This is a genomic window from Bacteroidota bacterium (assembly GCA_016699695.1).
Classification (GTDB): Bacteria; Bacteroidota; Bacteroidia; order Bacteroidales; family UBA10428; genus UBA10428.
Genome location: CP065006.1, coordinates 758260 through 771497, shown reverse-complemented (window position 1 = coordinate 771497; position 13238 = coordinate 758260). Strand labels below are relative to the sequence as shown.

Annotated in this window: 17 protein-coding genes; 11 read left to right on the top strand and 6 right to left on the bottom strand. The window is 38.4% G+C overall.

What is annotated here, in order from left to right; all coding sequences use genetic code 11:
- Positions 1 to 8 precede the first annotated feature (8 nt).
- Genes IPM71_03195 through IPM71_03180 form a run of 4 tightly spaced genes read right to left on the bottom strand, consistent with a single transcriptional unit; the run spans position 9 to position 3561 of the window.
- Entirely contained in the window at positions 9 to 353 is a 345-nt protein-coding gene (locus tag IPM71_03195) for a translation initiation factor (protein QQS52773.1), read from the bottom strand.
- 43 nt (positions 354 to 396) lie between these two features.
- A complete protein-coding gene (locus IPM71_03190; GenBank protein QQS51745.1) occupies positions 397 to 2871 on the bottom strand; it encodes a chemotaxis protein CheA in 2475 nt (824 codons plus the stop codon).
- Positions 2872 to 2894: 23 nt separating this feature from the next.
- Complete coding sequence (locus tag IPM71_03185) at positions 2895 to 3263, bottom strand: response regulator (protein ID QQS51744.1); 369 nt, start codon at positions 3261 to 3263, stop codon at positions 2895 to 2897.
- 4 nt (positions 3264 to 3267) lie between these two features.
- Positions 3268 to 3561 (bottom strand): hypothetical protein, encoded by a 294-nt coding sequence (locus tag IPM71_03180; protein ID QQS51743.1) that lies wholly within the window; start codon positions 3559 to 3561, stop codon positions 3268 to 3270.
- Between the two features lie 131 nt (positions 3562 to 3692).
- Between IPM71_03180 and mog the strand changes: the two genes are divergently transcribed.
- Positions 3693 to 4223, top strand: coding sequence for a molybdopterin adenylyltransferase (gene mog / locus IPM71_03175; GenBank protein ID QQS51742.1), 531 nt, complete (start codon positions 3693 to 3695; stop codon positions 4221 to 4223).
- Positions 4224 to 4307: 84 nt separating this feature from the next.
- On the opposite strand, the gene IPM71_03170 is transcribed toward mog, so the two are convergent.
- On the bottom strand, positions 4308 to 4517 hold the full coding sequence (locus IPM71_03170) for a hypothetical protein (GenBank protein QQS51741.1): 210 nt from the start codon (positions 4515 to 4517) through the stop codon (positions 4308 to 4310).
- Between the two features lie 151 nt (positions 4518 to 4668).
- Here IPM71_03170 and IPM71_03165 point away from each other — a divergent pair, with 151 nt between their 5' ends.
- Complete coding sequence (locus IPM71_03165; GenBank protein QQS51740.1) at positions 4669 to 5649, top strand: hypothetical protein; 981 nt, start codon at positions 4669 to 4671, stop codon at positions 5647 to 5649.
- Between the two features lie 168 nt (positions 5650 to 5817).
- Here the strand turns inward: IPM71_03165 and IPM71_03160 are convergent, their stop codons facing one another.
- Positions 5818 to 7098 (bottom strand): carboxypeptidase-like regulatory domain-containing protein, encoded by a 1281-nt coding sequence (locus tag IPM71_03160; GenBank protein ID QQS51739.1) that lies wholly within the window; start codon positions 7096 to 7098, stop codon positions 5818 to 5820.
- Between the two features lie 946 nt (positions 7099 to 8044).
- Here IPM71_03160 and IPM71_03155 point away from each other — a divergent pair.
- From IPM71_03155 to IPM71_03115, 9 genes are all read left to right on the top strand, one after another.
- A complete protein-coding gene (locus IPM71_03155; GenBank protein ID QQS51738.1) occupies positions 8045 to 8746 on the top strand; it encodes a cytochrome b/b6 domain-containing protein in 702 nt (233 codons plus the stop codon).
- Positions 8721 to 9224: an isoprenylcysteine carboxylmethyltransferase family protein gene (locus tag IPM71_03150; GenBank protein QQS51737.1), complete on the top strand. Its 504-nt coding sequence runs from the start codon at positions 8721 to 8723 to the stop codon at positions 9222 to 9224. Before IPM71_03155 ends, IPM71_03150 begins: the two co-directional genes overlap by 26 nt.
- 24 nt (positions 9225 to 9248) lie before the next feature.
- Entirely contained in the window at positions 9249 to 10241 is a 993-nt protein-coding gene (locus IPM71_03145; GenBank protein ID QQS51736.1) for a cation transporter, read from the top strand.
- 208 nt (positions 10242 to 10449) lie between these two features.
- Entirely contained in the window at positions 10450 to 10683 is a 234-nt protein-coding gene (locus tag IPM71_03140) for a DUF433 domain-containing protein (GenBank protein ID QQS51735.1), read from the top strand.
- Positions 10684 to 10763: 80 nt separating this feature from the next.
- Positions 10764 to 10865: a DUF5615 family PIN-like protein gene (locus tag IPM71_03135; GenBank protein ID QQS52772.1), complete on the top strand. Its 102-nt coding sequence runs from the start codon at positions 10764 to 10766 to the stop codon at positions 10863 to 10865.
- Between the two features lie 363 nt (positions 10866 to 11228).
- Complete coding sequence (locus tag IPM71_03130; protein ID QQS51734.1) at positions 11229 to 11528, top strand: nucleotidyltransferase domain-containing protein; 300 nt, start codon at positions 11229 to 11231, stop codon at positions 11526 to 11528.
- A 4-nt stretch (positions 11529 to 11532) separates the two neighbouring features.
- Complete coding sequence (locus IPM71_03125) at positions 11533 to 11865, top strand: DUF86 domain-containing protein (GenBank protein ID QQS52771.1); 333 nt, start codon at positions 11533 to 11535, stop codon at positions 11863 to 11865.
- A 209-nt stretch (positions 11866 to 12074) separates the two neighbouring features.
- Positions 12075 to 12386: a hypothetical protein gene (locus IPM71_03120; protein ID QQS51733.1), complete on the top strand. Its 312-nt coding sequence runs from the start codon at positions 12075 to 12077 to the stop codon at positions 12384 to 12386.
- Positions 12387 to 12437: 51 nt separating this feature from the next.
- Positions 12438 to 12974, top strand: a complete 537-nt coding sequence (locus IPM71_03115; GenBank protein QQS51732.1) for a DUF2284 domain-containing protein — start codon at positions 12438 to 12440, stop codon at positions 12972 to 12974.
- The last annotated feature ends 264 nt before the right edge of the window (positions 12975 to 13238 follow it).

Below are 13238 nucleotides of genomic sequence, written 5' to 3'. Positions count from 1 at the left end.
AGTAGAAGCTAACCACCCGATTTTTTTACCTTGTATTCCAGTTTAGTCAGGATTTCGAGCACTTTATCGCGAAAATCGCCCTGGATCATTATTTCACCCTCTTTTACTGTTCCACCCACGCCACATTTCGTTTTAAGCAGTTTGCCCAATTCTTTTAAATCATCTTCTGATCCGATAAATCCGGAAACAAGAGTAACCTTTTTTCCGTTGCGTTGTTTACGGTCGAGTTGCACCCTAAGGTTTTGTTGCCGGGGTGGGAGGGTCTCATCTTCTTTTTTCTGCTGGTGGGTATATTTATGATCGGGATTAGTAGAGAACACAATTCCCAATCGATCTTTCCAATCTTCGGCCATAGGGTTTATACTTTCTGCAAATGTACAAAATGCAAACAGTTGCTCAAACGAATTGTGCATTTCGCCTATGCATTTCATTCGCAAGGTTTTCGCTCTGTAGAGTAAACTCCTGGGCAAGCTTGCTGGCATCGAGTACCAGGGCTACTTCGCCATTACCGAGAATGCTGGCTCCGGAAATAATTTCCTGGCGCCGGTATGCATTACCCAATGGTTTTAACACAGCCTGGTGGTTGCCAATAATCTGATCGACAACCAACGAAACATATTGTCCGCGGTGCTTAAACACGATAAGACGCTGATAGTCCAAACGTTCTTCTTCAATCCCAAACTCTTTATGCAAGTCAATAAAGGGTATGTATTCCCCGCTCATGTCGAGGTACTGGGTTTTAGATTCGGTTATGACTGGAGTTTTGACCTCGGTGCACCTTTCTACTATGGCCAGGGGTAACAGGTAATAGGTTTTGCCGATCATTACCAGAAGTGAGTCGATAATGGAAATGGTTAAGGGTAATTTTATGATAATGTTTGTTCCTTTACCGGCCTCGGTATGAATTTCGAGTTCGCCGCGTATTTCACTTATCTTTTGGTTTACTACATCCATTCCAACTCCACGGCCCGATACTTCACTCACATTCTCTGCGGTTGAAAAGCCTGGAGAAAGAATTAATTTCAGCATGTCATCGGTTGTAAGTTCTTCTGCCCCACTCAGGTAACCACGCTTCACAGCGGCCTGGCGAACTTTTTCGGTGTTAATGCCCGAACCATCGTCGGAAATTTCGATGATTACATGGGCACCCGATGGGTAGGCTTTTAAAACGATGGTTCCGGTTTCTGGTTTTCCCATCTTTTTGCGCACATCAGGAGTTTCGATTCCATGGTCGATGCTGTTACGCAATATGTGCATGATGGGGTCTACAATTTTTTCGATGATGGTTTTGTCCATCTCTGTTTCTTTTCCCTCTACAATGAAATCGATTTTTTTATTGAATTTGGTAGACACATCTCTTACAAGCCGCTGGAAACGCAGTACAGATTTTTCAAGCGGAATTAGTGAAATACTAAAAGCATTATCCCTTAAGTCGCGCGAAATGTTTTCGATATTTTCAGCCACTTCCTGTAGTCGTGGAATATTATGCTGGCTGGCAAGCATGCTCAGTTCGGCTTGCTTGGTAACCAGCTCGCTGATCAGGTTCATCATTTGGTCTACTTTTGCCGAGGCTACCCGAATGCTGGCAATGGACGAGTCGGCAGCTCCTGCTTTTTTCGAATCCAGCAATTCGTTGTGAGCAGAACTTATTTCTGTATTTTGCTTGTGATGTTCGGCCATTAAAAGAGATGAAATACTTTGAAAAGATTTTTTATTCTTGTTAAAAAGCTTGATAATCTCCTGATTACTGGCAGCATCGGCCATCCCCAGGTATTCAATTTGCGGCTGACTAGAATCGGGCAGGAACATAAAGTTCTCGAGAATTCCCTCTTTGGTTACTGCGGTTGTTAAGAGTATATGCCAGCAGGTAGAACAGGTTTCGGGGCTTAATTCATATGGATTGTTCAAGGGAGCCACTACCCCTTGCACGATACATTTGCCCAGCTCATGCAAATCGTACACGTAGTATAGCGGGTTCGAACCATCGTCGAATACATTGGGTTGTGGCTTAAAAAACAGGTAATAAAGCTTTAAATCGCCCGATGCATTATGTACATCTTTTGCAATTTCTGCAGGCGATTGCTTGTTTGCAAGGATTGCTCCAATTTCTGCAAGAATTTCTGTTTGAACAGCTAAATTCGCAGGGTTAGCCAGGTCGTTGTCTTCGATAAGGTTCCGGAAATGGTCGATGCATTGCAAGGTAAGGTTCAGAATAGTCCTGGTTACAGTTAGTTTCTGACCCCTGATGGCATCGTAAATATTCTCGAGGTGGTGGGTTATTTCGCCGAGATGCTCAAAGCCAAACATGTTGCTATTGCCCTTTAGGGTGTGCATGATACGGAAAATATTATCCACCAAAACCAGGTCGTTGGGTTCGCTTTCGAGCTGCAATAATTTCTCTTCCAGTTGGTTTATAAGGTCAAATGCTTCGTCGATAAAAATCTCCTGAAACCGTTTGTTGGCAAAGCCCGATTCTTCAGCTGCATTCTTGTCGGCGCTAAAAGCTTCTCCGATTTCTTTTTTCAGCTGAGTGTATCTGTTTTTAAGGGTTTGGTTTTTTAACGAGAGATCTTGAAGTATCTGAGGTGTAATTTCAATAGCTGCTGATATCAGGTTCTTTTGGGCTTGGTTCAGGGTGGGTGAGGATTCTTTTGTGTTTACCAGCCCCTGTTCAAAGATGCCAAAAAGCCCCGATATACTGTTGAGTCCATAAATTCCGGCTAACTCAGTTATTTTATGGCAATGCGAATAGATACTTGTGATAATTGACTTGTCTTGATTTTGGCCAAGCAGAGAAAGTTCCGATTGAAGAGTGTTTGATATCAACTCCAATTCTTCGATGTATTGATTTCCCTTTTTATTCACACTCATCTTTGATTGTTTAGGTTCTGAAATTAGGCCATACGGCTTACTATGCTATGGAAACGCTCCATTTCGAAGGGTTTGTTGAGGTAGGCACCTATTTTTAATTCGCTGTACATTTCGCTTATTTGTTGCTGGTTCGAAGAGTGAAAAAGCATGACCGGAGTATATAAATAGCTGCTAAGTCCGCGCAGGTATTCGATAAGTTTGATACCTGCTTTGTTTTTCACATCGTTATCGGTTATAATCAGGCTAAAAGAGGTGCCGTTTAACTGAAACACTGCTTCGTCATAGGTTTTGGTTTCCACCACAGTGTAAGCTTTATTTTGTAGTGATTTTACTACAATCTGGCGTATGCTGTCGAAATCTGAAAAAACCAGGATTCTCTTTTTGCTGTTCATGCCTTTAAGTAAGTATTACGTTTTCGAAGCCACATTTTGAAAGCAGATCGCGGGTATTCTCATGAAATTTCAAGTGAAACTCTGCATTAAAGTTCTCTCCAAGTTGTTGCAAATGAGCAATAAGCTGAATTCCTGTAAGGTCAATTTGTTCGATAGTTTCAGACCTAATTTTAAGGTGTCCGTGTTCGTCGTATTTTTCCATAATCTCTGCATAAACTGAATTCACATTGCTAATGGTTAACGAATTGCCAAGCATGAATTCAAAAGCCTTTTTCTTTTTATTACCTTTATGCGCCATACCTTCTGACTTGGTGAATAGAAAAATAAAGCCTTAATATACTAAGAATACTTGAAAGGCTGGGAGTGCCTCTTAGTGATTTATCTCACCACGGAGGTTTTGTTTTTTCATAAAATAGCAGCACGATAAAGATGAAAGACTCACAAGTGGTAATTGGAATTCTTACTGCCTCCGATAGGGCAAGTGCAGGCATATACAGCGATGTTTCGGGCAAAGCCATCGAAAGCTATTTCAACAATGTCTTTCAGACTTCCTGTGTTTTTGAATATTTGCTGACGCCGGATGAGTTAAATGACATTAAATACGGACTCATTCAACTTGCCGATAAAAAAGCCTGTCACCTGGTGGTGACTACGGGTGGCACCGGGCCAACCGACCGTGATGTAACTCCTGAAGCCACTATGGCTGTATGCAGCAGAATGTTGCCAGGTTTTGGCGAACGAATGCGTGCCGAAAGCATGAAAACTGTGCCCACTGCCATTCTATCTCGCCAAACGGCAGGAATAAGAGGAAGCTGCCTGATTATCAATCTGCCCGGAAAGCCTGCAGCGATTCACCAATGCCTCGAAGCCGTGGTCTATGCCCTTGCCGATTGCATTCATTTGCTGGGTGGTCCCAAAATTAAGCTTATCACATCAAGCGATTTCAATCCGCATACATAATTTTCGGGGAGCAGGAAGTTGCCTGGAGAGTATTTTCAAAGAAGAGGATTGTTTTGAGGAGGTATCAGGGAGTTAGTCAAAAATTCAATTTTCCTGACCCTGTTTTTTTCTTGAATAATTATTGAAGAGGCGCTCCAAAAAGGAACCCAGCAGATAACCAATTCCTGCCGAAGTACCTGTTTTTATTGCCTTATCCACCGCAGTATCGTTTTTGGAATAGATTTTTGTCGATACCGCAGCTCCGGCCACAGCTCCTACAATGCCTGCTTTTGAAACTTGTTTGCGTGTTTGCATAACTGTTTTTTTGTTTAAAAAAGTAACAATTTCCATTGCGAATAAGTTTTTATCAATCTTCATTTTCCCTTGTCTGCATGATGGTGGTTTTGTTCTGGTTTTTTTGCCGGGAATTGCTAAATTGCAAGAATATCCACTAAATTAAATACCTATGACATTCTTAAAATTTATCAGTTGGATCATCTTACTTTATGGCATTGCAGGGCTGGTTGTGATGCTTATTAACAAATCCGGGGACAAAACGACTTTCACTTCAAAGCTTAAACTTCCTGCATTTATGGCAGCCCTGGCAGGGGGTTTCTCTCTGGTCATTCTGCTGTCGATGATTGTACTTATCGATGCCCAGCAAGTGGGTGTGCTTGTAACACCCTCCGGTGTACGAAACGAAGAGCTGCATACCGGATGGCACCTGGTGGCACCTTGGAACACAGTGCATAAAATGGATAAAACAGTATGGGTATATACTTGTGCCAATGCTACCAACGAGGGTTCGCAACCCAATGCCGATGCGATCTGGGCGCCTACTAAGGACGGTATCAAAGTAGGTTTCGATGTTTCGGTTTCGTGGCGGATTACACCCGATGAGGCCAGTTGGAAATACCAGAATGTAACCGAAAACGACGGGGGTAATTCGGGTCGTTATTTATGGCTCGAAGATAACGTTATCAGAACCAAGCTGAAGTCGGCACTTGCTCTTACTGTATCGAATTACACACCCATTGAGGTTTACAGTACCAAACGTGAAGAAATACAGGAAGGCGTTGTGGACCGAATGAAAAAGGAAATATTGACCTACAAACTTATTCTCGACCAGATTGATTTGCGCGAAGTGTATTACAATCCCGAATACGAAACCGCCATCAACGCCAAAAAACTGGCCGAACAGGAGGTTATGCGTCTTGTGGAAGTTACCAAACAAAAAGAAGAGCAGTTGAAGCAGGCTGAAATTGAAAAGAACATTGCCATACAAAAGGCAGAAGGTGAAGCGAAGGCTCTGCAAATAAAAGGTAATTCTCTTAGCCAGAACCCTAAGATTATTCAGCTCGAATGGATTAACAAGTGGGATGGTAAATTGCCCACCTACATGATGGGCGACGGGCAAGGTGTGATTTTGAGTATTCCGAATAACTAATTTTAATGTTTTCAGCTGCGGCATCCGGATTCTTAATTACTATCGGTTTATTACAAGCTATTTCTCCAGTCTGCCCTAAATCAATCAGTCAATTCATAAAAAAACACTGTCTTCGGTGCTAAAGCTCCGAAGACAGTGAATATAAAAAATCAGCGTAGGAAATTAAATTTAATTGCGCCTTTTGAGCTTGGTGTTGAGTTTTTCAATAGCTACCTCTATCGATTCATCGGGCTTGATGGTGTTATAATCGCCCCAGAAGTTGGGATCTTCGAATGAGCTTACCTGGTCGGTAAATACATCGTCCATCTTAACAGATTCTTTTCCTGTGAATTTTTCAATCTGCTGCAAATCGCGGTCTGTGACGGCCATTTCAAGCATCAGGGCATAATCTGATTTGAATAGGTTCCTTTTCCATTTGGTAGTCATGTCCAGTTCGGAGCGCACATAGTTCAGGCACCAGCTTTCGGTATCTTTACGGAAGCGCACCAGGTAATGGGCATTGTTGATGGTTACATTCAGGTCCGATGGTTTTTTTCGTACCAGCACTTCTGATGCATATTTTATACCCCTCTCGCTCAGGGCGAAATCGAATCCGGCAAAGGCATTGGTTTCTGCATCGATGTAAGCATTTCCTTTATAAAGTGGCATTTCAACACCGGGTAGCTGGTCGAAAGAAACCACATAAGTTTCGCGGTTGTCGATGGAGATAATTCCACTCAGTTTAAACTCGTAATAATCGAGCATTTCGGGGTCGAGCAAGTCGCCCGGGTTTTTTACAAGGTCGAGTAAAAGACTGGTTCTGGGCCCTCCCTGAAGTTTGACCAGCAGGGTATCCATTTTTTTGACATCCTGGCTTTTGCGGCCTTTGTAAATTTTCATTCTGTCGCTGTCGAACGAGGTACGGTAACCGCTGCGGTACATGTCCACCACTGCTTCGGCCACTGCTACATACTTCTTGTTTTGACGCACTGTTTCGCGGTAAAAGCCGGTTTGCATTTCGGGATTGGTGTTGTAGTTGTCTTTCACCTTGTCGAGGGCTGCAATGATGAGGTTCTTCGGATCGATTTTGCGGATAACCACCTCGTCGATAAGCACCGACACTGCTTTTAGTTTGATGTGGTTTTTTCCGCCGTTGAGCTCGGCAATGGCTACTACCGCATTTTCATAACCCAGGTGAGTAAAAGAAATACTCCCGGTTGATTTGCTTTTAGGCACTTTCAGAATAAATTCGCCATCGTTGTTCGAGACGGTCGAAATACTTGTTCCGGTAACCACAGCGCTAGCAAAGACAATTGGGGCTGCCGTTTTGCTGTCGACAATTTTACCTTCGATTTCAACGAAACTTGACGTGTCGTTTTGCTGGCTTTGGTTTCGTTTGTCTGCTCCTGCTCCAAACAGGATAGCGGTGCATAGCAACAAGTAGCTGCTGGTGAGAATTAGTTTTTTCATGACACTTGTTATTTGGTTGATGACTTGTTAATTGTAAATCGTCTACACCCAAAAGACAAACCTGAGGACTGAAACACGTATGTGCCTTTTAATTTATTTTGCGAGGGATGAAAAGAGGGCAGGCTCTTTGGATAAACCCTGCTGATGGCCTGTATTATTGGGTTTATGCGCTGTGCCTGCCCTTGTGAGGTTGCTGGTAAAAACCCTCTGGCTATTTGTAAAAGCGCGGAGGCAGAATGTAAAAACCCTCTGGCTATTTGTAAAAGCGCGGAGGCAGAATGTAAAAACCCTTTGACTTTTTGTTAAAACGCGGAGGCAAAATATAAAAACCCTTTGGCTGTTTGTAAAAGCGCGGAGGCAAAATATAAAAACCCTTTGGCTAAATGTAAAAGCACTTTTAAAAAATGCAAAAGCCCTCGAACTATATGAAAAATTCCTCTTGCTATAAGGCAAAGTGCTTAGGCAAAATTTAGAAGTGCTTAGGGTTAAATGTATTATTGTCCCAAAAATTGCTAAAAATGATTTTGTTTTATTTTATTGCCCCTGGCTTTAGCCAGGGGTAATTGATGCTGCACTGATTAAGGGCTTTAGCCCAACTGTCGAGATTTTTACCAGACTACATTGGTTCAATTACAATTACCTGAGATTTGTAAACTTTAGCCCGCAGATTTGTTTGAATTGAAGGCTTGAGGCACCAAAAAAAACGAACAAGTTATTCACCGGCCAATAGCTTATTTTTTTTGAGGAAGGGAAAAAGAGGCTGGGAGGCTGCATAGGATCTAGCGGCTAACTTTACGGGCATATGTTCCACAAAACCGACAAGGTTTTCTGGTTTGATATAAATTGTGTAAGTTGCTGATATTATATGTTACCGCCAAGTGTGAGAAAAGTGTAAATAGAACGTATACTATAATTATACTTTGAACATCAATAAAAAAGAAAAAATATGAGAACAAAAGTATGGACAATATCGATTAGATTTTTTCACTGGTTATTAGCCATTGGATTCACTGCCGCTTACATTTTGGGTGATTTTGATAGCTACGAAAATTTACATTATGCATTCGGACTTTTTGTTGGAGCTTTAGTATTGTTCCGTCTTTTCTATGGTCTTTTCGGCCCTAAATATGCTAACTTTAAGGATTTTCCTATACATATAAAAAATCAAATCAAGTTTGTGCAAAATTACTTCAATAAAGATAAAGCGTACATAGGACATAATCCGGCAGCCTCTATAGTTATGTTATTGATTTTTATCGTAGGCTTATTTTGCAGCATTTCTGGATACTTACTCTATTCAAATGAAAGTGCAGGTTTATTTGTTGTCGGTTTTAACAAAGAATTACTCGAAGAAACCCATGAGATTTTGGCAAATTTATTTTTATTTTTAGTTGTAATACATATAGTTGGATTAACAACTGATTTAATTTTTCATAACAAGTTAAAAGCAATCAATTCAATATTTACTGGATTTAAAAATGTTGAAGGTGAAAACTCAAAACCAAATAATTTCCAAAAGTTATACAATATATTTTGGTTAATAATTCCATTCTTCATGTTTTATTATGGTTATAAATTAGAGGGTCAAAATAAAAGCTCTAACGATAATAAAATTGAACATCATGAAGAAGAAAATGAAAAAGAATAATACAATGAATATCATAGGTAAAGCAACGATCAATCCATTATTGTTTTATACTGGAAAGATTTCTGGTTATCTCACATGGATATTTTTAGTACTTAGTTTTATCAATATAGAAACAGTTGAAGTAAATGACTTTTATTTTAATAGAGCATTTTCTGTAGTGTTAATAATTGCTGGATTAACGTTTACAGTAATTAGTTTGATTAATCTGGGAAATTCAACTCGCTTAGGATTACCAAATGAAACAACCCATTTCAAAACAAAAGGATTGTACAAATTTAGTCGAAATCCTATGTATGTCGGTTTCAATTTAATTACTCTTTCTTCGATTATTCATTTCTTAAGCCCATGGACTATTATATTAGGAATCTACAGCATATTTGTTTATCATTTAATTATTCTTGGTGAAGAAAGGTTTTTAGAAAGTAGATTTGGAACTAACTACATTAGTTACAAAGAAAAAGTAAGAAGATATTTATAGAATATTGGTATGGTAAAACGAAATATGGAGACAGTTAATAAAAATCTGAAATTTAAAGTTCAACGAATTATTGCAATTTCATCAGTTCTAATTTTTATAGGAAAATTAATCGCCTACTTTTTGACCAATTCAGTAGGTATATTAACAGATGCTCTTGAAAGTACAGTAAATGTGACAACTGGATTTATTACTTTGTACGCTGTTTATGTTTCATTAAAACCTAAAGACGAAGACCATCCGTTCGGTCATGGGAAAGCCGAGTTTTTATCTGCATCAGTCGAGGGTTTTTTAATAATAATCGCAGGTTTAATTATCATTTTTGAAGCAATTAAACGACTTTTTGTTCCAGCTGAAATTTCTCAATTAGATATCGGAATTATTATTGTAGCTGTTGCAGGATTGTTGAATTATTTAATTGGTTGGTATAGCATAAAAGTTGGCAAAAAGAATAATTCAATTGCCTTAATATCAGGTGGTAAACACTTACACTCCGATACCTATTCATCAATTGGCTTAGTGATTGGTTTAGTTTTGTTGTACTACACAAAATTAGCATGGTTAGACAGTTTGATAGCCTTGATTTTCGGGACTATTATAGTAATAACTGGCTTGAAAATACTTAAAGAAACCTCTTCGCATCTAATGGACGAAGCAGATTTTAAATTGATTGAGCAATTCGGAATAATAATTGAAAACAATAAGCCTGACGAATGGATTGATATCCACAATTTTAGACTTATTAAATACGGTAATGTATATCATATAAATTGTGATTTGGTTTTACCTTGGAATTTGTATTTATCAGATGCTCATGAAGAAGGAGAAAAATTAAAGAACTTATTAGTTTCAAATTTCCAAGAAGATATTGTTTTCAATTTGCATACCGATGAATGTTTTAAGAAATACTGTAAGAATTGTAAAAGAGAAGATTGTAAGGAAAGAACCAATGCTTTTGAAGTCCAATTAAATTTTGACATGATAAACTTTACAAAAGAAAAAATAGAAAAAATAAGGTAAACGGAAAAACACCAGGCGGTAACACGCGGTATAGTTAATTGCCTATGCAGTGCGTATTCGAGCGGCACAGCTCGTATCAAAAGTAGTTGTAACTTGATAGTAAAGTGCTTCGAAATCGGTAACTAACCATACCGCCACCGTTGTGTGCGATTAAATCGAGTATGTTGCAATTATATTAGAATGATATTAACTTTGGGAAAAAAGTAAAATGATAGACTGGACATTACATATTGAATCAATTCCTGAAAAACTTTATGGAAAACCTGTTATCAAAAACACAAGAATCCCAGTAGACTTGATTCTTGAAAAATTAGCATCAGGTGATACAATTGAGGATTTGATAGAAGCATATCCCAAAATACAAAAGGAAGATATAAGTGCTTGTTTATTGTTTGCGGCAGATTCTATCAAAAATGAAGTTGTATTCTCAAAAGCATCCTAAAAATGACTATTGTTGCTGATGAGAGCGTTGATTTTGGAATAATTCTTCTTTTAAGGGAAAAAGGAATTATAGTATAATCTATTGCAGAGGAAAGTTTTGGGATAAAGGACGAAGAAGTACTATCAATTGCAGTTAAAAACCAATGCTTGCTTAATACTGAAGATAAAGATTTTGGAGAATAGACCTACCGTTTAAAATTAGAACACAAAGGGATTTTATTAATTAGACTAGGAGAATTACCTCGCATTGAAAGAATTGAGTTAGCTGCTCAATTTATTGAAAAACACTTTAGTGATTTATTTAATAATTTTTCAGTTTTAGATAAGAGAGGAATTCGTATTAAAACCGCACACAACACACAATAGCGAGCATGCGGGCTACAGCGGGTTGCGGGCGTTTTTGGCTCGTAAAAAATGGTCGGTGTAAACTGATAGATAACAGCTTCGTAATCCCGCACGAAACCCTACCATTAACCGTTGTGCCCCATGCTGCGAATATAGTTGAAACATCACATAGATTTATTAATTTTGGAGAAACTTAAACAAATGTATCTGGATAATTATTTAATGAACTTGAAAAATCTTTGTCAACAAAACAAAGTGAAATCCTTATATGTTTTTGGGTCTGTTTTAACTGATAGATTTAGTGATAAAAGCGATATTGATTTAGTTGTTGATATTGATTCGGTTGACCCGATCGAATATGCAGATAATTACTTCAATCTTAAATTTGCTCTTCAAGATTTATTTAAAAGACCTATTGATTTATTAGAAAATAAAGCAATTAAAAATCCCTATGTTCGTCAGAAAATTGATAATTCGAAATATCTGATTTATGCAAAATGACGATATAAAATATGATATTAAAGCGTATCTCAAAGATATAGAATTATCAATTGCCGAAATTTATGAATTCCTCCCAGCTAAAAGGGATTTCATTAGTTTCCAGAAAGATTTGAAAACACGGAAGGCTGTTGAGAGAAATATAGAAATTATTGGAGAAGCCATGGATAGGATTTTAAAAATAAATCCTTCCTTTCCAATAAGTGATTCCCGCAAGATTGTTGACACACGCAATCGTATTATTCATGGTTATGATAGCGTTTCTGAGGATATTATATGGTTGATTGTTAGTCGTTACTTGCCAATTCTTGAAAAAGAGGTGAACGAATTGTTGAAATAGCACAGGGCACAACAAGCATTATACGTAATACGGGTTGCTTTGCTATATTTGAGCTATGTACAACTTTATCACTTTCAGCAGTTCTGACAGTAGGGCTTTTCAAAGCTCCCGCACTGCGCATATTGCTGGGCGTTGGCGGTCATGCTAAGAGACGCTTCGAATATTAAATTGTGTCGACAAAAGAATTGTATAAGTAATTTTAGGATTATATGAATAAATACAAATCGGAATTTAGCAAACTATCTTGGGAATCACCTATTAATGGTGTGAGACATAAATATTTTGATCAGAATGGTATTAGATTAAGACTTGTTGAATACTCGAATAATATGCCATTACATTGGTGCGAAAAAGGACATTATGGATTCTTAATTGAGGGTAACATGGAAATAGAGTTTGAAAGTGTAACAGAGGTTTATTTGCCTGGTGATGCTATCTTTATTCCAAATGGTTCAGAGCATAAGCATAAAGGTAAAGTCCTAACTGAAAAAGCAACCGTTTTCTTTGTTGAAAATCTGTGATGTACAGTATTTCCTTCTTAGATTGAGCATGTCTTAAATGAGATTTCTCAAATGATAAATAAACAAAAAATTGAAACAATCATAGCAGAAAAGGGATTCTCTGATTATAAGTGGATAAATCCCAAAGAGATTGTTGTCGCCCATTGGGTGAGAGTGAAATGTAGTTTTGGATGTAGTGATTATGGATTAGGAACTTGTCCTCCAAACACTCCATCAGTAAATGATTGTGATAGTTTTTTCAAGGAGTATGATTGTGGATTGGTTATAAGATTAAACAAATATGCCGATAAAACCTCTTATCCATCAGATTGGTCAAGAGAAATGACTAATAAATTATTGGATATTGAGCGTGAGGTTTTTCTAACTGGATTTCAGAAAGTTTTTTTACTTAATCAAACATGTTGTTCTCTGTGCAAAGATTGTTCAAAAAACAGATTAGATTGCAAGGATAAAACAAAATCAAGACCGAGTCCAGAGAGTTTCGCTGTGGATGTTTATCAAACTGTTAGAAACTTAGGATTAGAGATAAATGTGGTTTCAGATAATCCGGCAGAAATGAATAGAATAGCGATATTATTGATAGAATGAAAATAAAGCACGAACCGCCAACACAGTGTATACATCATGCGGGTTTCAGAGCAAATTGCAAGTTCATTGCTCGCTGGCAAGGGCAGTAACGGTGGATAAGGAAGTGGCCGCGAACTCCCGCACTGCGCATATTGCTGGGCGTTATCGATCAGTGTAAAAAGCCAGCCGCACAAACAGCACATTTGGTTTTTGCCGACACAAAAGCCAATTCTAAAAACCAAAAAAGCTGTTTTTTTGCCCGCACACCCCACGATACAAATACTA

Bases quoted from the DNA above. Each gene is read 5' to 3' on its own strand.
- IPM71_03195 (QQS52773.1), bottom strand. From the start codon at position 353: ATGGCCGAAGATTGGAAAGATCGATTGGGAATTGTGTTCTCTACTAAT.
- IPM71_03190 (QQS51745.1), bottom strand. From the start codon at position 2,871: ATGAGTGTGAATAAAAAGGGAAATCAATACATCGAAGAATTGGAGTTG.
- IPM71_03185 (QQS51744.1), bottom strand. From the start codon at position 3,263: ATGAACAGCAAAAAGAGAATCCTGGTTTTTTCAGATTTCGACAGCATA.
- IPM71_03180 (QQS51743.1), bottom strand. From the start codon at position 3,561: ATGGCGCATAAAGGTAATAAAAAGAAAAAGGCTTTTGAATTCATGCTT.
- mog (QQS51742.1), top strand. From the start codon at position 3,693: ATGAAAGACTCACAAGTGGTAATTGGAATTCTTACTGCCTCCGATAGG.
- IPM71_03170 (QQS51741.1), bottom strand. From the start codon at position 4,517: ATGCAAACACGCAAACAAGTTTCAAAAGCAGGCATTGTAGGAGCTGTG.
- IPM71_03165 (QQS51740.1), top strand. From the start codon at position 4,669: ATGACATTCTTAAAATTTATCAGTTGGATCATCTTACTTTATGGCATT.
- IPM71_03160 (QQS51739.1), bottom strand. From the start codon at position 7,098: ATGAAAAAACTAATTCTCACCAGCAGCTACTTGTTGCTATGCACCGCT.
- IPM71_03155 (QQS51738.1), top strand. From the start codon at position 8,045: ATGAGAACAAAAGTATGGACAATATCGATTAGATTTTTTCACTGGTTA.
- IPM71_03150 (QQS51737.1), top strand. From the start codon at position 8,721: ATGAAGAAGAAAATGAAAAAGAATAATACAATGAATATCATAGGTAAA.
- IPM71_03145 (QQS51736.1), top strand. From the start codon at position 9,249: ATGGAGACAGTTAATAAAAATCTGAAATTTAAAGTTCAACGAATTATT.
- IPM71_03140 (QQS51735.1), top strand. From the start codon at position 10,450: ATGATAGACTGGACATTACATATTGAATCAATTCCTGAAAAACTTTAT.
- IPM71_03130 (QQS51734.1), top strand. From the start codon at position 11,229: ATGTATCTGGATAATTATTTAATGAACTTGAAAAATCTTTGTCAACAA.
- IPM71_03120 (QQS51733.1), top strand. From the start codon at position 12,075: ATGAATAAATACAAATCGGAATTTAGCAAACTATCTTGGGAATCACCT.
- IPM71_03115 (QQS51732.1), top strand. From the start codon at position 12,438: ATGATAAATAAACAAAAAATTGAAACAATCATAGCAGAAAAGGGATTC.